This is a genomic window from Marinactinospora endophytica, from assembly GCF_054780875.1.
In genome coordinates this window covers 165,065-186,296 of sequence record NZ_BAAGVM010000014.1, presented here as the reverse complement: position 1 = coordinate 186,296, position 21,232 = coordinate 165,065, and the positions used below count along the sequence as shown (strand labels likewise).

Here is a 21,232-nt window from a genome sequence, read left to right as displayed (position 1 = left end):
GGGGCGGGAGGGGACCGGCCGTCGCCGTGGCCGTCGCGCGGACCCTCCTGCTGCTCTTCCTGGTGTCGGTCGCGGTGTTCGCCGCCACCGAGCTGCTTCCCGGCGACGCCGCGACGCAGCGCGCCACCCCCGGCGCCACCGAGGACCAGGTGGCCGACCTGCGCGAACGGCTCGGCCTGGACCAGCCGGCCTGGTGGCGCTATGCCACGTGGGCGGGGGGACTGCTCACCGGGGACGCCGGGGTCTCCCTGGTCAACGGCCGACCGGTCGCCGAGGCCATCGCCCAGCGCGTCCCGGCGACGGCCGTGCTGGTCAGCGGGGCGCTGCTCCTGGCGGCGCCGGCCATGCTCGTGCTCGGCTGGTGGGGCGGTGCCGCCCGGCGCGGGCGGACGGTGGCCGCGGCCGTGCTCACCGGGGGCGCGGCGGTGCCCGCGGTGGTGGTCGCCGGCGGATCGGCCGCGCTGCTGTCGGGGGCGCTGGGCCTGGTCCCTCCGGTCTCGCTGCTGCCACCGGACCGTTCCCCGCTCGCCGTGCCCGAACTGCTGGTGCTGCCCGTGCTCTCCACCGCCGTGCCCACGGCGCTGTTCGGCGCGGGACTGCTGGCGGGCGCGGTCCGCGACACACTCGCCCGCCCTCACGTGGCCGACGCGCACCGCAGGGGCCGCCCGGTGTGGCTGGTGGCCTGCGTCGACGTCGCACCGTTCCTGCTCGCCCCCTTCACGCGGATCCTCGCGATCAGCGCGGGCGGCCTGGTCGCCGCGGCCACGGTCGTGGAGACCCTGTTCGGCTATCCCGGGCTGGGGTCGCTGCTGGTCACCTCCGTGGCGGCGCGCGACCTTCCGGTGATCCAGGCCGGCGCGATGCTGGCGGCCGCGGTGGTGCTGGCCGGCCTGCTCGCCGCCGACCTCGTCGCGGCGGCCACCGACCCCCGCGCCGGCCGGACACAGGCAGGGGCGAGATGAGGGCGCTGGGTGTCGCGGTGGCGGGGGTGTCCCTGCCGCTGCTGTTGGGCGTGGTCCTCCTGGGGGGCGTGCTGGCGCCCCAGGACCCCACCGCGTCGGTGGCCGCCGCCTGGCAGCCGGCCGGGCCGGGGCATCCGCTGGGCACCGACGGGCTGGGCCGTGACGTGTGGTCCCGGGTCCTGGCCGGTGGCCGTGACCTTCTCGTCACCGGGGTGGCCGCGGCCCTGGCCGCCTCCCTGGTGGGCGTGGCGGGCGGGCTCGCCGCGGGGTGGGCCGGCCGGACCTGGGACCGGGTGCTCACCGGTGTGGCCGACCTGCTGCTCGCCGTCCCCACGCTGCTGCTGGCCCTTCTCGCCGCCGTCACCCTGCCGGGCCGGGCCGCGGTCGTCGTGGCCACCGTGTGCGGAGGGGCGCCGTTGACGCTGCGGGTGGTGCGTGACGCGGTCCGTTCCCTGCGGCACAGCGGCTACGTCGAGGCGGCGTTGTGCCGGGGGGAGCGGCCCGTCGCCGTCGTGGTCCGCGAGGTGCTGCCCGTCATGCGCGGGCTCGTCGCCGCGGACCTCGGCCTGCGCCTGGTGGTCGCCCTCCAGATCGCCTCGGCGCTGAACCTGCTGGGGTTCGGTGTCTCCCCGCCGGCCCCGGACTGGGCGCTGATGCTGCGGGAGAACATGCCGGGGATCGCGGCCAACCCGGCGGCGGTGGCCGCCCCCGCCGTCGCCCTCGGCCTGGTGACGGTGGCGTTGGCCCTCGCGGTGCAGACGGTGACGCACCACAGGGGCTCCGATGGGTGAGACGCCGGCCGTCACGGAGACGGCGGGGCGGGGAGAGGCGGGGCGAAACGTGTCGGAAGGACTCGACGTCCGCGGGATCCGGGTGGTGGACGCGGGGGGACGGCCGATCGTGGGGCCGCTGGACCTGCGGGTCCCCCCGGGACGGGTGGTGGCCGTCATGGGGGAGTCGGGCGGTGGAAAGACCAGCGCCGTCCTCGCGGCCCTGGACGCGCTTCCCCCCGGCCTGCGCCGAGCCGGCGGAACCACGTGGTGGAACGGGCGTCCGGTGCCGCCCGGCCGCGCCGCCCGCCGATGGCGCAGGGCCGAGGCCGGTCTGCTCGGCCAGGACCCCGCGGCCGACCTGCACCCGTTGCGGACTGTCGCCGGTCTCGTCGCCGACGGGTTCCCCCGTGGCCGCGACGGTCGCGGCGACGCCGTTGGCCGGGTCCTCGCCGAGCTCGGGTTGGACCCGCGGGAGGTGGCGCACCGCCGCCCCCACCGGCTCTCCGGCGGCCAGGCCCAGCGCGTGGCGCTGGCCCGCGCCATCGTCGGCGATCCACCCCTGCTCGTCCTCGACGAACCGACCAGCGGACTCGACCCCGCCACCGTCGAGCTCGTCGTGGGAGTGCTGCTGCGGCGGCGCACGACGCCGGGGGCGGCGACCCTCGTCGTCACCCACGACCGGGGTTTCGCCGAACGTGTCGCGGACGAGGTGGTGACGGTCGGCGCGCGGCCGGCCCCGCGCCGCGAACCGGCCACCGCGCCACGGCGACGGTCACGCGGCGAGCCGGTGGCGCTGCGGCTCCGCGGTCTCGACGTGGCCCCTCCCGGAGGTGGACCGTCCCTGTTGACCTCGGTCGACCTGGAGATCGGCCGGGGCGAGCTCGTCGCCGTCGTGGGGCCGTCCGGCAGCGGCAAGTCGACGTTGCTGCGGGCCGTCGCCGGACTGCACCCCCCGACGGCCGGCACGGTCGAGGTCGAGGGGCGTGCCCTGCCCGCCCGGGTGTCCGACCGCGACCGCTCGTCGCTGCGCGCGGTCCAGTTCGTCGGACAGGACCCGCTGGGGGCGCTCAACCCGGCCCACCGTGTCGGTGCGGCGCTGGCCCGGCCGGCCCGGGTCCTGCGCGCGCTGCCCGCGGCGCCGGCCCGGCGACAGGCGGAGGAGCTGCTCGCGGAGGTCGGCCTGTCCCCGCAGGTGGCCCGCCGCCGCCCGCGCGGACTCTCGGGCGGGCAGCGGCAACGTGTCGCGATCGCCAGGGCGCTGGCGGCCGGTCCCGCAGTCCTCCTCGCCGACGAGGTGACCTCCGCGCTGGACGCGGTGAACGCGCACGCGGTCCTGGACCTGCTGGAGGACCTGCGCGCGCGCCAGGCCATGGCGGTGCTGTTGGTGACCCACGACGTCACGGTGGCCGCCCGGGCCGACCGCGTGTTCGCGATCGACCCGGAGCACGCCCGGTTGCTCCCCGTCGGCAGCGCCGCGGACGCGGCGGCGCCGGACCGTGACGGCCGGGGACGACGGACACCCGAGAAAGATGAGAAGGAGAACGCCGATGCGTGAGTACCGGGACGACTATGTCCGATCCGGCGAGTACATCGACATCCTGATCGCGCCTTGGTGGCAGCGGTTCGGGCGGGACGTCGCCGAGGCGCTGCGCGGCGTCGACGCGCAGGCCGGCCCCCTGGTCGACATCGGGGCCGGCGGCGGTCAGGGAACGCGGCTGGCCGCCGAGGTCCTGCCGGAGGCCGAGGTGCTCGCGGTCGAACCCTCGCCGTTGTTGCGGGGCGTCCTGCTGTCGCGGGTGGCCGAGCGGCCGGACCTGCGCGAGCGGGTCAGCGTCGTGGCCGAGGACCTGCTCTCGGCCCGCCTTCCCGAGCGGATCTGCGGCGCGCTCGCGATGAACGTGATCGGCCACTTCGACCCTGATGGTCGCGAACGTGTCTGGTCCCTCCTCGCCCGCCGGCTGTCGCCCCGGGGACGGATCGCGCTCAACCTCAGCGAACCCCTCCGGCCCGCGAGGGTGCCCCGCGCCCCCATGGGGGAGGCGCGGGTGGGCCGTGGCCGCTGCGTCGGCTGGGCCGCGGCCGAGCCCTCCGGCCCCGAGAGCGTCACCTGGTACATGGAGTACGAGGTCCACGACGGGCTGGGCGGGGTGCGCACGAGCCGGACCGACTACACCTGGTGGACCCTTGACGAGGCGGGTCTGCGAGCGGAGACGGCCCGCCACGGGTTGGCCGTGTCCGCCTTCGGCCCCGCCGGCGCGGGCTTGTTCGTCCTGTCCCACGGGCGGGGGTGACCACCCGCGCCGTCCCGGGGACGGGTGATCGGCGCCCTCGTGACCAACGGGCGGCCAGGTCATACCAAAGCCCTTTTTCGGAATATGTCAGGAAAAACCCGGGGTCGCGTGGTGAACGCCCGGGTACCACGGCCCACGAGCCGGAACACGGAAAGTGGACCGGTCGTCCGGTGACAGCGACGGGAGAAACGGATCGGGGGCGGTTCTCATGGCGCCGCAGAAGGCAGCGCAGGAGTTCGTCGGTCACAAGCTGCTCGACCGGGAGGGGAACAACGTCGGAAGGATCGAGCAGATCTACTTCGACGACCGCACGGACAAACCCACCTGGGTGTCGGTGCAGACGGGCATGCTGGGCCGCCGGCACAGCCTCGTCCCGTTGCAGGGGGCGCGCGTCAACGAGGGCGACCTGATGGTCCCCTTCGACAAGGAGCGGATCAAAGACGCCCCTGACCTCGACGTCGACCGCCACCTGTCGGTGGAGGAGGAGAATCGTCTCTACCGGCACTACGGGGTGCAGGTCCCCGGGCCCCGGCGTGGCATGCAGGACCAAGGGGACGCCCAGGGGCGGCACGCCGCGGGCGCGGCGGAGGAGACCGGAATGGCCGGCCGCGCCACGGGCGAACATGGAACGGACACCCGCGCCGCCAACGCCCGGGCCATGAACGCCGAAGCGGCCGACGCCCGGACCGCCGAGGCCGACACCCGGAGCGGACGGGGACGCGCCGACGCCATGGCGGATGAGGACATCACCATGGTGCGGTCGGAGGAGCAGGCCCACGTCGGGGTCGAGAGCCGCGAGAGCGGGCGGGCCCACGTGCGCAAGTCCGTCGACACCGAGCACTTCGAACAGGACGTCCCGGTGTCCCATGAGGAGATCCACGTCGAACGGGTGCCCCTCACCGACGAGGACCGGGCCACCGCAGGGAACGCGCAGATCGGCGAGGAGGACGAGGAGATCATCCTGCACGCCGAGCGCGCGGTGGTCGCCAAGGAGACCACGCCGGTCGAGAAGGTGCGCATCTCCAAGGAGAAGGTCACCGACGTCCAACACGTCGAGGGCGAGCTGCGCAAGGAGCACGTCGAGGTGGACCGCGAGGCCGATCACCTGACCGAGGACGACTACCGGGGGCGGCGCCGCCCGCCGGCCGGTTGACCGGCCACCCGAGGGGGCCGGGTCCGTGTCCCGGCCCCGATGCGCGAGCCGATCGGCCGGACTCGGGGGCGTGCGCGGCGGCCGTTCCCAAGGCGCGGTGCGCGGCGTAGCCGTCCAGGGCGGCCGGGGCGCGTAGCCGCAGCGGATCCCGGTGGCGCGGTCCCCGTCCCCGTTCGGCGGGTTCGGCGCGGACCCGACCGGGATCGGCCGTGGCGCGCGGTTCCCCGGCACCGCTCACACGGCGGGGAAGGGGAGCGGGCCCGTCTGAGCAGGGCGACGCCCCGGGCCTTGAGCGGTTCCGCCTCGTCGTAGCGCCGGTATCCGGTGGACCGCTCCCGATGGGGGGCGAGCGGTTCGCGCTTCTCCCAGAGCCGTAGCGCCGAGGTGCGCACCCCGGCGAGGCCGCGACCGTCGCCGATTCCACGGCGGCGGACTCGAACGCGCTGAGCGCCGTCTCGAAGTCGGCCCGTTCGCGCGTCCGGTTCGGCGCGACCGCGATCGACGGCCCCGATCTGCACGGTGCCGGGAAGGCGTCCGCCCCTCAGCCGGTCGGTCAGGGCCGCGGCGCGCGGCCCTTCCCGCAAAGTTCGCGGGGTGGTGTCACGGCCGACGGTGTGCGGGCCGCGAGCGGGCTGTGCCCTCGCGCTCGCCGTCATGACACGACCCCGGCCCACCCCAGGGCGTCGCTCCGCGAGGCGGGGCGAGATGTCAAGATCCTGGTCCCGGAGGACGTCAGGGCGGGGTGGTGCCTCCGGTGGCGCGCCGGCCGCCGTCCCGGTCTCCGGCTGCCAGGGGACGACGCTCGCCCGAGGAGGCGTTGTGGGGCCGCCGTCCTTCCCGCATGTGGACCGGGATGGCCCCTGGCCGCTTCTTCGAGATCGTCTGGACCGGGACGGCGGGGACGGCGGAGCGAGACGGTCGTCCTCTGCCCGGTCAGTGGGACAGCCCGGCCACCACCCACATCAGGGCCGTGCCGGCCAGCGTGCAGGCCAGCGTGGCGCGGTTGGGGTGCGGGCTGTGGGCCTCGGGCAGGATGTCGGAGGTCGCCAGGTAGAGCAGGAACCCGGAGAAGAGGCCCAGGTAGAGCCCCAGCAGGTGGTCGGGGACGGTCAGGACGAGGGTGAGGGAGGCCCCGGCCACCGGGGCGAGGGCGTCGGCGGCGACGAACACCGCCGCGCGGCGCCGGTCGTTGCCGTAGGTCCTGACCAGGGTGTAGGTGTTGAACCCGTCGGCGAAGTCGTGGGCCACCACCGCGACCGCCACGGCCGCCCCCACGCCGCCGCCGATCTGGAAGGCGGCGCCGATCGCCAGCCCGTCCATGAGGCTGTGCAGCACCATCGCGCCCGCCGCGGCCACGCCGATGCCCCGTTCGGGGGCTCCACGGGGCGGGGTGGCGGCGACCGGGTGGGTGTGCGGGGCGTACTCCCCCTCGTGGGCCCGGTGGATGGCCACCGATCGTTCGACGACGTGCACGGCCAGGAAACCGACCGCCGCCGCCAACAGGGCCTGTGGCACCCCGAACAGCTCCCCACCCGCGGTCTCCAGGGCCTCGGGGAGCAGGTCGAAGGCCACCACGCCCAGCATCAGTCCCGCGGCCAGGCCCAGCGCCAGGTGGCGGCGGTCGCCGGCGTGGCGCGCCGTCCAGCCGCCGAGCAGGGTCGTGAGAAAGGCCGCGGCGGCGACGGCGACGGCGATCACGGCTTCCTCCCGTTACGTCGAGGCCGTGGGGCGGGGCCCGTGGAACGCGCCCGGTCCGGCCGGGTGCGCGCGAGTCTAACCAGGTCGGGGCGGCGTCGCCGGTCGGCGTGCGGGGCCGGCGGGAAACGGACGGCCGTCCCCGCGCAGGGGGCTTCCGCGGCCGGGTTCCCCGGCGCCCATCCATCTGTATGATAATGAAAATCGTTTTCATTAGGAGGGTGGGTGGAATGCGACAGGAACGTCCGATGCGGGTGGTGGTCGTGGCCGGCAGGCACCGCGAGGCGCGCGCCCGCACCGTCGACGAGCTGCTCCTGGCCGAGCCCAGGGCGGTCGCCGTCCACCACGATCTCGGGCGGGTCGCCGAGGGAGTGGTCCACCGGATGGTGCGCGACCGCTGGGGCGTGGTCGACGGCGCGCGCGTGGCCGCCGTGCCCTCCTGCGTCTCCTGCACCCTGCGTGAGGACCTGCGGCCCTTCCTGGAAGGGCTCGCCGCGCAGGGGGAGCACCCCCTGTGCGTGGTCGAGCTGGCGGACGCGGTGGAACCCCGGGCTGTGGCCGAGTCGATCTCCGCCTGGGAGGGTGAGGAGGACGCGCGGGGGCGCATCCACCTGGCCGCGGTCTGCACCGCGGTGGAGGCGGGCCTGCTCGCCACCGACCTGGCCGGTGACGCCGCGCCCCGCGGCCGCTCCCCGTGGACGGCCTCCCGTGGGGAGGGCGACACCGTCGCCGAGGTGGTGGCGCGACAGGTCGAGTACCCCACGCTGCTCACGCTGACGGCCCCGCGCGGCGGCCACGCCCTGTGGGAACAGGGGCGCGCGTTGCTGGAACACCTCAACCCCGCGGCCCTGGTGCTGCCCCCGGTGGGGGAGCGGCTGCTGCGCGCCACCCGTGGACGCTTCTCGCCGCGCACGGCCGCCGCGCGCCTGGACCCCGCCTGCGCCCAGTACCCCGCCTCGCGCCGCACCGGGCGGGTGTCCACCATGACGTGGCGTCGAAGGCGCCCCCTGCATCCCGAGCGTCTGCACGCCGCCCTGGAGCGGCTGGCCGAGGCGGCCCCGCGCAGCCGGGGACGGTTCTGGTTGGCCGGACGGCTCGACACGCTGCTGACGTGGGAGGCCGCCGGTGGCGCGCTCGCGATCGGCGCGGCCGGACCGTGGCTGGCCGCGCTGCCCGACACCGCCTGGGCGCTCGTCTCCGCGCAACGCCGCATGTCGGCGCGGGTGGACTGGCATCCCGTCATCGGTGACCGCGGCCAGTGCCTGTCCTTCACCGGGGTCGACCTCGACGCCGGGCGGATCGCGGAGGTCCTGGACTCCTGCCTGCTCACCGACGAGGAGATGGGAGACCCCGGCCACACGCGGCCGGCGGCCCACGACCCCTTCGCCGAGGTGCTCGGCGGCGTCCGCTGACCGTCGCCGTCCGGCCCCGTCCCCGAGGGGCGGGGCTCAGCCGGTGGTACGCCGAAGGCCCGCCACGATGATGTCCACGGCGAGCTCGAAGGTGCGGTCGACGTCCTCGGCGCCGCGCTGGCGGCCCAGCTCGTCCCTGCTCTCGGCCGTGACGAAACCCGAGACGAAGGAGTACAGGGCCTCGCCGGTGGCGGCCAGGTCCTCCTTGGGCACCCCGGCGGCGAGGAGGGTCCGGCACAGCGCGCCCCACATGCCGTCCTCCCTGCCGATCATCTCGGGGTGGACCTGCACGTAGCTCCACAGCGCCGGATGCAGCCGCGCCAGCGAGCGGTAGGTGTGGGCCAGCGCGCGCAGCCGATCCTGCCAGGCCGAGCCGTCGTCGGGAGGCGGTTCCAGCCGCGCGACCACCAGGGAGCAGACCCCTTCGAGCAGCGCGGTCTTGTTCTCCACGTGGTGGTAGAGCGACATCGGGTTGACGCTGAGCTCGGCCGCCAGGCGGCGCATGGTCAGGGCCTCGACCCCGCCCGCGTCGATCAACCGTAGCGCCGTGGTGAGGATCTCCTCCCGCGTCAGGGGCGCTCCCCTGCGCGCATGACTTGCCATACGTCGTATGGTACCGTCTGGCATACGGTGTATGGCTGGAGGGCGCGGAAGATATCCGGCCCTCGGAAACACGAGGAGTCCCATGACGGTCACCGAGATCCCCGCCCCCCGCGGCCTCCCGTTCGTCGGCAACACCTTCCAGATCCCGGCCCACGCCCCCAGCGCCTACTTCAACTCCCTCGCCGCCGCCCACCCCGAGGGGATCTACAGGGTCACGGTGCTCGGCCAGGAGATGCTCCTCGTCTACGACCCCGACCTGGTGGCCGAGGTCTGCGACGAGAGCCGTTTCTACAAGTCGATCGACCCGCCGCTGTCGATCGTCCGCGACTTCGGCGGCGATGGCCTGTTCACCGCCCGCCGCAGCGAACCGGTGTGGGGGCACGCCCACCGCATCCTGATGCCGGCCTTCGGGCAGCGCTCGATGAAGGCCTACTTCCCGCAGATGCTGGAGATCGCCGACCAGCTCGTCGCCTCCTGGCGCCGCCGCCAGGGCGAGGAGATCGACGTCAGCGACGACATGACCCGGCTCACCCTCGACACGATCTCCCTCACCGGCTTCGACTACCGTTTCGACTCCTTCGACTCCCCCGAGCTGCACCCCTTCCTCCAGGCGATGGGCCGGGCCCTCACCGAGGCGATGCTGCGCAGCCGGCGCCCGCCCTTCGTCACCCGGTTCATGAAGCGCCAGGAGCGCGGCTACCGGGCCGACATCGCGACCATGCGGGAGCTGGTCGACGACATCATCCGGCACCGCCGCCAGGAGGGCCGCGCGGGAGGCCGCGACCTGCTCGGCCTCATGATGGAGGCCGCCGACCCCAAGACGGGGGCGCGCCTGTCGGACGAGAACATCCGCAACCAGGTGCTGACCTTCCTCATCGCCGGGCACGAGACCACCAGCGGGCTGCTGTCCTTCGCGGTCTACAACCTGCTGCGCAACCCCCACGTGCTCGCCCGCGCCTACGCCGAGGTCGACCGCCTGCTGCCGGGGGAGGAGCCGCCCACCTACGAGGCGATCATGCGGCTCGACGTGATCCCGCGGATCCTGGACGAGACGCTGCGGATCTGGTCGCCGATCCCGGCCTTCAGCGTCAAGTCCTTCGTTGACACCACGCTGGGCGGCCACCCCGTCCCCAAGGGCCGCAAGGTCGTCGTCCTGCTCCCCTCCCTGCACCGTCACCCCAAGGCGTGGGACAGGCCCGAGGAGTTCGACATCGACCGATGGCTGCCGGAGAACCGCGCCGGCCACCACCCGGCCGGCTACAAGCCGTTCGGTAACGGGCAACGGGCCTGCATCGGCCGGCAGTTCGCCCTCACCGAGGCCCGGCTGGCGCTGGCCCTGGTCCTGCGCTCCTTCGCGATATCCGACCCCCACGCCTACCGGATGCGCACCCGCCAGACCCTCACCCTCAAACCCGAGGGGTTCACCATCAGGGTCCGCGAACGCCGTCCGCACGAGCGGGCGGCCGTCGTGCCGGCCGAACCCGAACCCGAGACCGGCGGCGACGAGGTGACCGTGACCGGCGTCGCCCTCACCGTGGCCTACGGGTCCAATCTGGGCACCGCCGCCGACGTGGCCGAACGCCTGGCCGAACGGGCCGGGCGCTCCGGGTTCACCACGACCCTGACGACCCTGGACGAGCTGGCCGCCGCGCCACCCGGGGAGGGTGTGCTCGCCGTGGTCACCTCGACCTACAACGGCAAGGCGCCCGACAACGCCCAGGACTTCGACGCCCTCGCCGCGCTGCCCTCGATGAAGGGGGTGCGCCTGGCCCTGCTCGGCTGCGGCAACACCCAGTGGCCCACCTACCAGGACTTTCCCCGGCGGGCCTTCGACAAGCTCGTCCGGGCGGGCGCCGAGCCCCTGCTCGAACGCTGCGAGGCCGACACCGACGGCGACTTCGACGGCGCCGTCTCGGAGTGGACCACACGGCTGTGGGCCGCCCTGGCCGCCCACTACGGCACGAGCGCCGCGCAGGAGGGGCCGCGCTACACGATGGAGGTGCTGCCCGAGACCGAGGTCCGGCCCGCCGTCGTCTCCGCGAACGCCGTCCCCCTGACCGTGGTCGCCAACGAGGAGCTCACCGGTGACCCCGAGGGCCTGTGGGACTTCGAGCTGGAGGCCCCCCGGCCCGGCGTGCGCTCCATCGTGGCCGAGTTGCCCGAAGGGACCGCCTACACCGCCGGCGACCACCTCGCCGTCTTCGCCAAGAACGACCCCACGGCGGTGGAGCGGGCGCTGCGCCTGCTGCGGATTCCCCGCGAACAGGTGGTGCGGCTGCGCGCTGAGGGGAGCAGCCACCTGCCATTGGACACGCCGGTGACGGCGGGACTGCTGCTGAGCGAGTTCGTGGAGTTGCAGGAGACGGCCACCCGCGCCGACCTGGAGACCCTGGCCGCGCACACCGCGTGCCCCTGGACGCGGGGGGAGCTGGCCCGGCTGGACTACGTCGAGGACGTCTTGACCCCCCGTGTGTCGGTGCTCACCCTGCTCGAACGCTTCCCCGCGATCGAGTTGCCGCTGCCGGTCTTCCTGGAGATGGCCGGACCGATCCGGCCGCGCTACTACTCGATCTCCTCCTCCGCGCTGGCCGACCCCGGACGGGTGCGCATCACCGTGGGCCTGGTCGAGGGGCCGGCCCTTTCGGGTGCCGGCCACTACCGGGGGACCTGTTCGGCCTACCTGGCCGGTCTGCGCCCCGGCGACGTCTTCTACGGCTACGTCCGGGTCCCGGCGCCGGCCTTCCGGCTGCCCGCCGATCCCGCGACGCCGCTGCTCCTCATCGGGCCCGGAACCGGGTTCGCCCCGTTGCGCGGATTCCTGGAGGAACGCTTCCTGACCGGCGCCTCCGGCCGGGTCGAGGTGTTCTGCGGCTGCCGCCACCCCGAGCACGACTGGCTGTACCGCCGGGAGCTGGAGGAGTGGGAGCGCGCCGGGGTGGCCCGGGTCCACACCGCCTTCTCGGCCGTGGAGGGGCACCCCCACCGCTTCGTCCAGGACGCGCTCGCCGCTAAGGCCGACGTCGTGGGCGACCTGCTCGACCAGGGCGCGCACGTCTACGTCTGCGGCGACGGGGTGCGCATGGCCCCCGCGGTCCGCCGGACCCTCGCCCGCATCCACCACGACCGTACCGGCGGGGACGGTGAGGCCTGGATGCGCCGCCTGGAGGCCGAGGGCCGCTACCACCAGGACATCTTCGCCTGACGGCTAGAGAGCGTCTTGAGCTGCGTTCATGATTCGGAACCACTAGGTCGCGATGGACGCCGATGCCTGCTTTGTCACCGCCAGCAGACCGCTGTCCGGCAACCGTAGCCGGGCATGGGACTTCGGTGCGAAGACCGTTGTCGGCCCCTCTTGAAGATTGCCGACGGCAACTACCAGGGGGGCCGGCCTGGTTGTTCCGTACTACCACCGACGCCAGAACAAGAACAGAAACAAGAACCCGCCTTCCTGGCAGGAGAAGCGCAACGCCTTGTATCGCTGATTCTGCGCGGATGAAGAGCAGGAAGTTTTTGTGGGATTTTTCAACTCAGGGGGACGGGGTTTCCCTTGCTATATTCGGCTCACCGCCCGCGCAGCCTCATTATCGTCGGATGATGAGGTAAACGAGTAGGCCATCCATTATGTCCCGGAGTGTTTACGGGAAACTGTCTAAAGTGACCTGTCTTCTTGAGAAGGCGGAGGTGAGGGGTGAACAGAGGCTTCATGTGGGCCGTAGGGTGCCCCATCGTCCAGAGGGCGGCTTGCCTCCCAGGCTCTAGAAAATAAATGTAAAGCAAAGTCGTACATTAGGCTGGGTCGTTGCGTGTAAACGCAAGGTGAGTTTCTGCCGTGTTCAGATGGCCTGTAGAAGGTTATGTAGGCGGCCTCGTCTGTTGCGATCACTCGACACATGTTTGGGAGATCGTAGAAGCGGATAGCGGTGTTCTTTGTTTTGCGAGCGATCTCGGATAGGTATGTTAAATTCGCGTTCACTTGCTCGGCGAGTAACCCTGGCCGGAACCCTGGGTCGATTTTCTGGATTTCTTCCTCTCTCTTTGTTAGCCATGATTCTGGACCGCCTTCTGGATCAGGCAAGAGGATTCGAGTGCTCTCCAGTCGTCCCGCTGACTTCGTCCATAACGAAACGAAGGTGTCACGTGTCAGCGCATTTCCTCGACCGGCCATCACCCATAACCAGCGTGCGTTGTTAAGATCGAGGGCTAGATCCCGTTCGGCTTCTCGCTGCTGGTCGTAGACATAGTGGATGCCTAGTCCGGTCAAACCTGCCAGTCGAGCTACGATTCTGCGGCGGATTCCTCTGGAGAACAGCCAGCCGAGGGTGACGGTGAGCGCTGTAGCTATGATGGAGCTCAACACACCGATAATGAATTCGTTCATTCCTACCTCCTCCTGGAGGCAGGGGTTCCTCCCCTGCCCCTGGCAGCTTAGAATCTAGATAAGGTAGGGAATGAGTGCCTTCAGTGTCGCCGCGGCATTAATTGCTGCTACTTTATGGTGGTCATCGTTCTTTGTGGCGTCTGCTTTATCTGAGATTCCACGCACGACTAGCCATTCGGGTGCGCCGCTGCTGATTGCGGAGTTTTCTTGAGAAAACTGAGTGATCGCTCCAGCCTCCATATCCACTGCGAGAATTTTGTCGTTATAGGAGGTCAGATATTTCTTGATCCATCCCCTATCGTCTGTCACGACTGCTTCTCCGGAGCCGATCGGACCAGTGAAGACGCGAAATTTTCCTGTCGCTGTAGTGAGGGTGGCTGGCTCTTCGTGATCGGTGAAGAAAGCGTTCACCGAATGCAGTATGCTTGCAGGGGATTCCCGTTCTTCACCGCGGGGCTGTACGCCTTCATGGCTCTCCCTTCGTAGGTCGTAGTAAACGACTCGTGTGGCAACCACAACATCGCCGACGGCGACACTGCTGTGGATGCCTCCCCCAATCCCGACGAGTGCCGTGATCTTAGGAGAAAAGCACCTGCGGAGATTCTCCAATGCACCCATTGCTGCTCTTTGTCCTTGGGAAAGTGCTCGGATTACGGCTACCCTAGCTACACCCTCCCCTGTGTCTATTTCTCCTTTATAGAAGCGTAGCGGTCCGACCTTCTGAGATCTGCGGGGGATTCCCAATTCGCTAACGACTGCGGCGGCTTCCTCTGCGAGTATGGTGACTATGCCGATATGACACTCCTCTTCCATTCTGTTGGGAAAATTAATTCGGCTGTGATCGTGTGATTCTCCTATTGATGCGCCGTCTCCCACGGCTGAACTGTATACCTGTGTGGTTCCGCTTAGGTTCATGATTCCGCTATTAGTGATCTCGCGAATATTCTCGCTTTTCATTTGTTCTCCGTGTCCTGGCTTTGGTTGCCCTGGTCGTCAGGTTTCCCTGAAGATTCATTACGGGTGCGAGAGTTACGGCCAATCGCGGAGTTGTTTACTTCTGTCTTGCCGCCCATGTTCAAGACTCCGCTGTTGATAATGTTGACGGCCTGCTTCTTGAAGGTGGACGTGTCCACCTCGTGTGTCTCCAAAAATTCTTCAGTGGCTTTCAGAATCCACTGTTCGATGATCTTCATTTGGTCGAAGATCACATCATGATCCCGTTGGGAGATCTCAAGCCAGTCTTGAGAGGCGTTCTCGCGAATGCTTATCCTGGGACCTATATGGATGCCCCGACGTGGTCGGATCGAGCGGTCCTTCCTGGACCAAAGAGCGCAGATTAGGAAAATGGGTGCTTGGATGAGTCGAGGGGTTCGCCGGATTGTGCTCGGGAGCCCCACCACCTCTCGTAAGGCCGAGCGGGCGACTGCGAGCTTGCCGTGCTCTGCGTAGGCATCAATTTTCCGGTGATCGTCGAGGGTTCGGGTTAGAGCGCAAGAAGAAAATTCCAGGCTTAGAGTCCGGCTTTTGATGCTTACTCGCAGGAAAACCGTCGTGATTAACTCGGCCTCTGCGTAAGGGGCCGTGATCACAAGGAAATGGTCGGCTTTTTCATCGGGGTTGTCGATTATTTCCGCAAGACGGTCTGGGGTCAGTGGTTCTGTCAGGAGGCTACGGTCTTTCGAAACGTCGGTTTCGGCAACGTAGACCCGGTCGGTGACTTGTAAACCGCGCATGCGGCCGCTGCCGGTTCCACTGTCGAGCCCTTTTATTGTTGTCCGAAGATGATCGACTAGTTCATGTGCATTGAATGGGAGAGAGTTATGTCTCCTCTGTGTCATCCCTTCGTTTCCGGGGCGAAGTAATTGTACGGTCAAGGGTGGGATCCAGCGGTGTACCAGTTCACCACTGCCGATGAAGGGGGAGCGGAGGTCATTCTCTTCAGGTGAGAGAAACCTGATTTCCTCATACTCTTCTCCCCCTCTTCCTTCAGGTCGGCGATAGACGGTGCAGCCGTGGAATTGCTGGGCGTCCACTGCCCTCTCGCGAGAAGTTAGGGAAGAAGGGCGTAGCGTTGGATTCGCATGTATGTGATTCAGCAAGAGCTGCCGTATAGCTCCGATGGTAGCGGCTAGCATTACTACGCCGAATAGGATCGATATGAGGCCGGGAAGGGCGCTCTCTAGCGATTCGTTGAGCAGGCGGGACGCTATCCAGGGAAATATAGATGTGGCTGCTCCGGCGCCAAGTGAAGCTTTCAGCCACCGGATTCTTTTGCGTAGCCTTGTTGAATCGTTCCACCTTCCATTCTTCCGGGTCCGCTCTTGCCATTCCTCTGCGGTCAGGGTCACTTTCAAACGGATGATCTCTGGAGCGGTACGCAATATGAACAAGAGCAGAGAGCAGAGGATGAAACCCGTTGCTGCCAGTGTGGCGGCGAGGCGGTGGCCGAGGGACCAAGTAAGAAGGAGGATTCCGGGAACCGCGGCCAAGAGCGTGGTTTCCAGCGCCCATGCGTGCCACGCGTGCCTCAGGACTGGCACCAGGTCGAAACCGTAAGAGGGAGCGACCCGGCGATAGGGGGCGTTGTGCACCTTGCGGATAACAAGATCACGAAAAGGACGGTCAACGTAGGTGCCCGCGCATAGATGGCGGGTCACTGCGGTCTCTCCTGACTGGGAGACCGCTTCTTCTGTGGTCGGCGTCGCTTGGGTGTCGCTCATGAACTCCCCAACACCTCACTGGTTAAGGTCGCCTTGACTTTAAGTGGGTTTGAGGTTCTGGTCAAGCTGACCTTTAGATTGAGGGATGATGAGTGCTACAAGAAGGACAATTGGCCATAAAGAGCCCATGTCGGTCACGGTGGACTTGGTGATCTTTACGATCCGTGACGATGTGCTTCAGGTGCTTCTGGTCGAACGGGGGAACGAGCCTTTCGCGGGCTGTTGGGCTCTGCCGGGCGGCTACATGAGAAGTAACGAGACCCTAGATGGGGCCGCGCGGCGCGAGCTGTACGAGGAGACGGGAGTCGATGTTGGCCGGCTTCACCTGGAACAGTTGAGGGCTTACGGTGACCCTGGCCGTGATCCACGAGGAAGAGTCGTTACCGTGGCTTACCTGGCGCTCGGTCCCGATCTTCCTGCTCCGGTCGCGGGTACAGATGCCAGATCTGCGCGCTGGACTGCTGTCGCGAGCGCCCTTGACTCAGGAATGGAGTTGGCCTTCGACCACGCGGTGATCCTTGCTGATGCGTTGGAAGGGGCGAGGAGGCGTCTGGAGTACACGACGGTTGCGGCGGCTTTCTGTGTGGAGCCCTTCACTGTCAGTGAGTTGCGCCGTGTGTATGAGATCATTTGGGGCTTCCCTCTGGACCCGAGTAATTTCCGTCGCAAGGTGACCCGAACGGAGGGATTCCTCGAAGCGACAGGAGAACGCCGGATGCTCGAGTCGGGGCGTCCTGCAGCGCTCTACCGCAGGGGGGGCGCAGAGGCCCTCGTTCCTCCCCTCCTGCGCCACTTCAGCGATGGCTGACTTAATGACACCTAGTGGTCTTTGATCTGTGGCGATAGGGGCGAGTCCGCTGTGATGTCGCTTAGCGCTATGGCGAGTGCTCCGCCCCGGGGTCAGTGGCCGGGGCCGTCGTCCAGGGGGAGGACGGCGGCCAGGCCGTCCAGGACCCGGTCGAGCTGCCAGGTGAACACGGCGTCGCGGTCGGGGTGGCGCTCGGCCTCCTCCACCATGTGGGCGAAGCACGGGTGCTCGCCCGAGGCGAGGATCCGGCGCAGGTGGGACAGCGCCGCGGGGGCCGGGGAGACGTCGCCGGAGCCGGACCAGGCGCGTGTCATCGGGGAGGTGCTGGGCCGGCCGGTGCGCTTCGAGGAGATCCCCCGGAACGGGTGCGCGAGCTGCTGCGCGAGGAGGACCGGCCGCCGCACGCCGCCGAGGAGATGGTGTCCGCCTACGCGCGGCCGGCGGCCCTGCCCGCCGCCACCACGACGGCCGTCCAGGAGATCACCGGGGCGCCGGCGCGGACCTTCCGGCAGTGGGTGGCCGACCACCTGGACGCGTTCCGCTGACCCCGGACCCGGCGGGTCCGGGTCCGGCGGAAACGCGGCGGTTCACCGGGTTCCCTCCGTCTTTGCGTAGGGTGGTTGCGCCCCGCCATGGGGCCCGCGCCGTCACGTCCGCGTTTCGTGGGTCCGGGCCGTCGACGGTGCCCGCCCTTGCAACCGGCTGGAGGAGACGACGCAATGCCGCGACGCAGCACCGTCATGACCCTGCTCAAACGCGCCCTGCTCGCCGTGGTCGCTGCGGAGGTGGCGGTGGTCGCCACGCTCATCGCGATCGACAGCTGGCGCAAACGGGTCCGCCCCAAGCGCACGAGCTTCCCCCGCTCCGCGCCCAAGGAGATGCCCGTGGGGGAGACGACGGTCACCGTCTACGCCTACGGCGAGGACCTCTACCGCGACATGCTCGACGCGATCCGCTCCGCGCGGCACCGCATCATGTTCGAGGTGTTCATCTTCAAGGGCGACGCCGTGGGACGGGAGTTCAAACGCGCCCTGATCGAGGCCGCGGAGCGGGGCGTGGAGGTGCACGTCATCTACGACGGGTTCGCCAACCTCGTCGTGCCCCGCTCCTTCTTCCGCTTCCCGCCCTCGGTGCACGTCCTCCGCTACCCGGCGTTCCGCCCCGGGGTGCTGCTGCTCAACGTGCGCAAGTCCGGGCGCGACCACCGCAAGATCCTGGTGGTCGACGGCGAGATCGGCTTCATCGGCGGCTACAACGTGGGCCAGGCCTACGCCACGGAGTGGCGCGACACCCACCTGCGCCTGCGGGGTCCCGCGGTGTGGGAGTTGCAGAACGCGTTCTGCGACTTCTGGAACGCCAACCGCGGGCCGGGACGCCCCCGCCTCGACGACATGGGCACCGAGCACTGGGACGCCCGGATCCGCACCCACCGCAACGTCCCCGAACAGCTCATCTACCCGATCCGGGCCATGTACCTGGAGGCCATCGACAAGGCCAAGGACCACATCTACATCACCCAGGCCTACTTCATCCCCGACCAGGCGATCCTGCGCGCGCTCCTCGCCGCCGCGCGTCGGGGGGTGGACGTGCGGGTCCTGATGCCGCGCAACTCCAACCACGTCGTGGCCGACTGGCTGTCGCGCGGTCTCTACGCCACCCTGCTGCGCGGCGGGGTGGGACTGTGGCTGTTCGAGGACGCGATGGTGCACGCCAAGACCGCCACGATCGACGGCCGCTGGTCCACGATCGGCACCGCCAACGTCGACCGGCTCAGCCTCACCGGCAACTACGAGATCAACGTGGAGATCTTCGACGACGGGGTGGCGGCCCACCTGGAGGAGGTCTTCCACAACGACAGCACCAACGCCCGGGCGTTGACGATGGCCGAGTGGAACCGCCGTCCCCTTCCCGCCAAGATCGGGGAGACCATCCTGCGGCCGCTGCGGCCACTGCTGTGACCGGCGGCCCGGGGCCGGCCGCCGACGCGGCCGGCCCCGGGCCGTTGGGTCAGCCGGTGGCGACCCGTCCCGGCTCCACGGTCAGCGTCGCGCCGTCGGAGAAGGTCACCGTCAGCGGCGCCGTCCCGGCGTTGAACGCCACGTGGGTGCGCCGTCCCCCCTTCTCGAACACCGCGTAGTGCGGGGTGTCGGCGGTGACGGAGGTGTCCACCCGGCCCAGTTCGGCCAGGGTCGACACCCACTGGTAGGTGTGCGCCTTGGACTCCCCGGCCTCCGGCTCGTAGGTCTGCCACTGGGCCTCGAAACGGGCCAGCGCCGCCGGGCCGTCCGACAGCGCCAGATGGGCCCAGTGGATGTCGCGCCACACCTGGGGTTCGCCGCCGAGGCGTTCGCGCAGCGACAGGTGCATCGCCGCGGCGTGCTCGGGGTCGTGGCCCAGGTACAGCGAGGCCGCCGTGATGGGCAGGTAGTTGATCCCGTACAGTTCCTCGGCGCCGCCGGCCCACCAGATGGCGTAGTGGCCGCCGTCGCCCCAGACCATGCCCACGACGTCGTGGCCGAAGTTCTCGGGGAAGGTCTCGCCCCCCTGGTTCTGCCAGTAGGTCCCCATGGCCGATGCCTGCGTGGTGTACATGAAGACCCCGAGGTCGCGGATCTCCTCGTCGCCGATGAGGGAGCCGAGCAGCGCCGTCGCCGAGGCGAAGTGGATCCCCTCGGAGGAGGACTCCTGGTTGTTGCCCGCCGCGAACCCGGCGTGCCCCGACGCCCAGCCGTGCCCGGCGTAGGGGGAGAAGGAGCGCATCCACGGGAACATCGGGTCGTCGCGGTCGGGGTTGGCGACGTCGCGCAGCACGGTCTTCACCATGGCGCCCCAGCGGTCGTCGGAGATCCAGGCGCGGTCGTAGCGGGCGATGGTGGCCGCCGCGGTGATGAAGTAGCCGTAGTGGAAGTCGTGGTCGTTGATCTGGTCGTCGGAGCCGAAACTGGCCGGGTAGCCGGTGAGGGTGTCCCACTGCCCGTCGTAGTGGAACTGGGCGCGGTCGCCGTCGCCGCCGGCGGTCAGCCAGTCCTCCATCCTGGTCCTGATCAGGCCGAGCAGCCGGTCGCGGCCGTCGACGTAGCCGATGGAGTCGGCGATGGTGACCAGCTGGGACAGCCGGCCCAGGGCCTTGCCCGTCCAGTAGGTGTCGGTGGCGCCCTTCCACGGATCGGCCGCGCCGAGTTCCTGGTCGATGAGGGTACGCAGCCGCGCCTGGTCGGCGGAGGCGACCGTGGGCAGGTTCGGCAGGATCCCGTGGGTGGTGAGCGTCGTGGAGAAGGAACCGCCCTCCACCACGGTCATGGTGCCGCGCGGCGAGGGGTAGGTCAGCCCGGTGGACGGGGTGGTCGCCGCCCGCGTCTGGTGCGGGTACATCGCCATGAGGGTGCCGGTGCGGTCGCCCTCCTTGGCCTGGGTGGTCACCCGGTAGGTGGTGCGCAGTTCGGCGGCGCCGGGATCGTGGTCGTACTCCAGGGTGCTGCCGGTGACGAAGGAGTAGGCGTAGCCGGCGTACAGGTCGAAGTCGGCGGGGCTGGGCAGCAGCGCCACCGAGGCGTAGGAGCCGTCGGCGGTGAAGGTGGTGCCCGATCGGGTCCAGCTGCTGGAGGAGGGGGCGAAGATCGCGTAGTGGGAGTCGCCGACGGTGACGCCCAGCTTGCCGCCCTGCTCGGCGAACACCTGGGGCGGCGCCGCGAACTCCACCTCGATGGGGCCGCCGCTGACCTCGGCGTAGGCGAAGGGCAGCCCCTGCCCGATCGTGGTGCGCAGGCGGCGGGTGGAGTCCGACAGGTCGGCGGTGACGGTCCAGTCACCGTATCCGGCGACCTTGGCCCCTGAGGCGTTGAGGCCGGCGACCCCCAAGGTCAGGTCGGTGGTGTGTGGGTACTCGTACTTGGTCCCGTCGGGGATGATCACCGGTTCGGGGGTGTGGCCGATGCCCAGTCCGCCGGCGGAGGCGCGGTAGGACAGCGGGTGGGCGAAGAGGTTCTGGCCGAACCTGGCGTCGTCGTAGCGCGGGAAGATCAGCGAGGACCACCAGTCGTTGGTGACGATCGGCTGGTCGAAGTCCGCGGTGACCTGGGGGACGGCCGGGGTGCCGGATTCGGTGGAGGGACCCCGGGATCCGGCGGGCCGGGTGGTGGTGTAGCTGCCGGAGCCGACGGTGATGATGTCGGCGGCGGCCGGGGCTGCGGGGGTGAGCAGGGCCGCGACGACGAGCGCGACCGTGGCGCCGGCCGTGGCCCGCCGCAGGGCACGGGGGAGGAGGGAACGTGGGACTCGCATGGGCGGCCTCGCGAACAGGGGGGAAGTGGGGTGCCATGGCACCCCTCCGTGCAGGGAGCGCTCCCACCTCATGGGACTCGGAAGCCCCGCCGATGTCAACGGATGATGTCCGTTCTGTTACTGCTACGTTACCCTGCGTCCCTCGGTGGGGCGGGG

General features: G+C 69.7%; 18 protein-coding genes. 10 read left to right on the top strand and 8 right to left on the bottom strand.

Annotation, left to right across the window (positions count from 1 at the left end; translation table 11 throughout):
• Nucleotides 1-26: 26 nt before the first annotated feature.
• From ACYVHU_RS23335 to ACYVHU_RS23315, 5 genes are all read left to right on the top strand, one after another.
• Nucleotides 27-962, top strand: a complete 936-nt coding sequence (locus tag ACYVHU_RS23335) for an ABC transporter permease (protein WP_235000827.1) — start codon at nucleotides 27-29, stop codon at nucleotides 960-962.
• The gene (locus ACYVHU_RS23330; protein ID WP_078760856.1) at nucleotides 959-1,753 is read left to right on the top strand and encodes an ABC transporter permease subunit; all 795 of its coding nucleotides are present in this window, start codon (nucleotides 959-961) and stop codon (nucleotides 1,751-1,753) included. The genes ACYVHU_RS23335 and ACYVHU_RS23330 overlap by 4 nt, the downstream gene beginning before the upstream one ends.
• Nucleotides 1,754-1,802: 49 nt before the next feature.
• On the top strand, nucleotides 1,803-3,290 hold the full coding sequence (locus tag ACYVHU_RS23325; RefSeq protein ID WP_235000828.1) for an ABC transporter ATP-binding protein: 1,488 nt from the start codon (nucleotides 1,803-1,805) through the stop codon (nucleotides 3,288-3,290).
• Nucleotides 3,283-4,026, top strand: coding sequence for a class I SAM-dependent methyltransferase (locus ACYVHU_RS23320; RefSeq protein ID WP_078760858.1), 744 nt, complete (start codon nucleotides 3,283-3,285; stop codon nucleotides 4,024-4,026). The genes ACYVHU_RS23325 and ACYVHU_RS23320 overlap by 8 nt, the downstream gene beginning before the upstream one ends.
• 208 nt (nucleotides 4,027-4,234) lie before the next feature.
• Nucleotides 4,235-5,179 (top strand): DUF2382 domain-containing protein, encoded by a 945-nt coding sequence (locus tag ACYVHU_RS23315; protein ID WP_498949504.1) that lies wholly within the window; start codon nucleotides 4,235-4,237, stop codon nucleotides 5,177-5,179.
• Here ACYVHU_RS23315 and ACYVHU_RS23310 read toward each other — a convergent pair.
• Both ACYVHU_RS23310 and ACYVHU_RS23305 read right to left on the bottom strand, forming a co-directional pair.
• A complete protein-coding gene (locus tag ACYVHU_RS23310) occupies nucleotides 5,146-5,835 on the bottom strand; it encodes a MerR family transcriptional regulator (protein ID WP_078760860.1) in 690 nt (229 codons plus the stop codon). The genes ACYVHU_RS23315 and ACYVHU_RS23310 overlap by 34 nt on opposite strands.
• A gap of 277 nt (nucleotides 5,836-6,112) precedes the next feature.
• On the bottom strand, nucleotides 6,113-6,877 hold the full coding sequence (locus ACYVHU_RS23305) for a ZIP family metal transporter (protein WP_235000829.1): 765 nt from the start codon (nucleotides 6,875-6,877) through the stop codon (nucleotides 6,113-6,115).
• A 227-nt stretch (nucleotides 6,878-7,104) separates the two neighbouring features.
• Between ACYVHU_RS23305 and ACYVHU_RS23300 the strand changes: the two genes are divergently transcribed.
• A complete protein-coding gene (locus ACYVHU_RS23300) occupies nucleotides 7,105-8,286 on the top strand; it encodes a GTP-binding protein (protein ID WP_432940141.1) in 1,182 nt (393 codons plus the stop codon).
• A gap of 36 nt (nucleotides 8,287-8,322) precedes the next feature.
• Here the strand turns inward: ACYVHU_RS23300 and ACYVHU_RS23295 are convergent, their stop codons facing one another.
• Entirely contained in the window at nucleotides 8,323-8,889 is a 567-nt protein-coding gene (locus ACYVHU_RS23295; RefSeq protein WP_159457230.1) for a TetR/AcrR family transcriptional regulator, read from the bottom strand.
• A gap of 82 nt (nucleotides 8,890-8,971) precedes the next feature.
• Between ACYVHU_RS23295 and ACYVHU_RS23290 the strand changes: the two genes are divergently transcribed.
• On the top strand, nucleotides 8,972-12,091 hold the full coding sequence (locus ACYVHU_RS23290; protein ID WP_498949502.1) for a bifunctional cytochrome P450/NADPH--P450 reductase: 3,120 nt from the start codon (nucleotides 8,972-8,974) through the stop codon (nucleotides 12,089-12,091).
• A gap of 447 nt (nucleotides 12,092-12,538) precedes the next feature.
• On the opposite strand, the gene ACYVHU_RS23285 is transcribed toward ACYVHU_RS23290, so the two are convergent.
• The 3 genes from ACYVHU_RS23285 to ACYVHU_RS23275 are packed head-to-tail and all read right to left on the bottom strand — an operon-like array spanning nucleotide 12,539 to nucleotide 15,987.
• On the bottom strand, nucleotides 12,539-13,267 hold the full coding sequence (locus tag ACYVHU_RS23285) for a hypothetical protein (RefSeq protein ID WP_200813554.1): 729 nt from the start codon (nucleotides 13,265-13,267) through the stop codon (nucleotides 12,539-12,541).
• 54 nt (nucleotides 13,268-13,321) lie between these two features.
• On the bottom strand, nucleotides 13,322-14,224 hold the full coding sequence (locus ACYVHU_RS23280) for a 5'-methylthioadenosine/S-adenosylhomocysteine nucleosidase (RefSeq protein WP_078760864.1): 903 nt from the start codon (nucleotides 14,222-14,224) through the stop codon (nucleotides 13,322-13,324).
• The gene (locus tag ACYVHU_RS23275) at nucleotides 14,221-15,987 is read right to left on the bottom strand and encodes an AbeC-like domain-containing protein (RefSeq protein ID WP_144390014.1); all 1,767 of its coding nucleotides are present in this window, start codon (nucleotides 15,985-15,987) and stop codon (nucleotides 14,221-14,223) included. The genes ACYVHU_RS23280 and ACYVHU_RS23275 overlap by 4 nt, the downstream gene beginning before the upstream one ends.
• 127 nt (nucleotides 15,988-16,114) lie before the next feature.
• Here ACYVHU_RS23275 and ACYVHU_RS23270 point away from each other — a divergent pair, with 127 nt between their 5' ends.
• Nucleotides 16,115-16,795, top strand: coding sequence for an NUDIX hydrolase (locus ACYVHU_RS23270; protein WP_235000831.1), 681 nt, complete (start codon nucleotides 16,115-16,117; stop codon nucleotides 16,793-16,795).
• Nucleotides 16,796-16,887: 92 nt separating this feature from the next.
• Here the strand turns inward: ACYVHU_RS23270 and ACYVHU_RS23265 are convergent, their stop codons facing one another.
• Entirely contained in the window at nucleotides 16,888-17,109 is a 222-nt protein-coding gene (locus ACYVHU_RS23265; RefSeq protein WP_498949500.1) for a TetR/AcrR family transcriptional regulator C-terminal domain-containing protein, read from the bottom strand.
• 51 nt (nucleotides 17,110-17,160) lie between these two features.
• On the opposite strand from ACYVHU_RS23265, the gene ACYVHU_RS23260 reads away from it, so the two are divergent.
• Nucleotides 17,161-17,340: a hypothetical protein gene (locus ACYVHU_RS23260; protein WP_498949498.1), complete on the top strand. Its 180-nt coding sequence runs from the start codon at nucleotides 17,161-17,163 to the stop codon at nucleotides 17,338-17,340.
• 174 nt (nucleotides 17,341-17,514) lie between these two features.
• Nucleotides 17,515-18,753 (top strand): phospholipase D-like domain-containing protein, encoded by a 1,239-nt coding sequence (locus tag ACYVHU_RS23255; RefSeq protein ID WP_498949497.1) that lies wholly within the window; start codon nucleotides 17,515-17,517, stop codon nucleotides 18,751-18,753.
• Nucleotides 18,754-18,802: 49 nt separating this feature from the next.
• On the opposite strand, the gene ACYVHU_RS23250 is transcribed toward ACYVHU_RS23255, so the two are convergent.
• A complete protein-coding gene (locus ACYVHU_RS23250) occupies nucleotides 18,803-21,076 on the bottom strand; it encodes a glycosyl hydrolase (RefSeq protein ID WP_498949496.1) in 2,274 nt (757 codons plus the stop codon).
• Nucleotides 21,077-21,232 lie beyond the last annotated feature (156 nt).

Excerpts from the sequence above, each read along its gene's own strand:
- ACYVHU_RS23265 (WP_498949500.1), bottom strand. The coding sequence starts at position 17,109 with ATGACACGCGCCTGGTCCGGCTCCGGCGACGTCTCCCCGGCCCCCGCG.
- ACYVHU_RS23280 (WP_078760864.1), bottom strand. The coding sequence starts at position 14,224 with ATGAAAAGCGAGAATATTCGCGAGATCACTAATAGCGGAATCATGAAC.
- ACYVHU_RS23315 (WP_498949504.1), top strand. The coding sequence starts at position 4,235 with ATGGCGCCGCAGAAGGCAGCGCAGGAGTTCGTCGGTCACAAGCTGCTC.
- ACYVHU_RS23300 (WP_432940141.1), top strand. The coding sequence starts at position 7,105 with ATGCGACAGGAACGTCCGATGCGGGTGGTGGTCGTGGCCGGCAGGCAC.
- ACYVHU_RS23330 (WP_078760856.1), top strand. The coding sequence starts at position 959 with ATGAGGGCGCTGGGTGTCGCGGTGGCGGGGGTGTCCCTGCCGCTGCTG.
- ACYVHU_RS23255 (WP_498949497.1), top strand. The coding sequence starts at position 17,515 with ATGCCGCGACGCAGCACCGTCATGACCCTGCTCAAACGCGCCCTGCTC.
- ACYVHU_RS23310 (WP_078760860.1), bottom strand. The coding sequence starts at position 5,835 with ATGACGGCGAGCGCGAGGGCACAGCCCGCTCGCGGCCCGCACACCGTC.
- ACYVHU_RS23285 (WP_200813554.1), bottom strand. The coding sequence starts at position 13,267 with ATGAACGAATTCATTATCGGTGTGTTGAGCTCCATCATAGCTACAGCG.
- ACYVHU_RS23320 (WP_078760858.1), top strand. The coding sequence starts at position 3,283 with ATGCGTGAGTACCGGGACGACTATGTCCGATCCGGCGAGTACATCGAC.
- ACYVHU_RS23250 (WP_498949496.1), bottom strand. The coding sequence starts at position 21,076 with ATGCGAGTCCCACGTTCCCTCCTCCCCCGTGCCCTGCGGCGGGCCACG.
- ACYVHU_RS23270 (WP_235000831.1), top strand. The coding sequence starts at position 16,115 with ATGTCGGTCACGGTGGACTTGGTGATCTTTACGATCCGTGACGATGTG.
- ACYVHU_RS23290 (WP_498949502.1), top strand. The coding sequence starts at position 8,972 with ATGACGGTCACCGAGATCCCCGCCCCCCGCGGCCTCCCGTTCGTCGGC.
- ACYVHU_RS23295 (WP_159457230.1), bottom strand. The coding sequence starts at position 8,889 with ATGGCAAGTCATGCGCGCAGGGGAGCGCCCCTGACGCGGGAGGAGATC.
- ACYVHU_RS23275 (WP_144390014.1), bottom strand. The coding sequence starts at position 15,987 with ATGAGCGACACCCAAGCGACGCCGACCACAGAAGAAGCGGTCTCCCAG.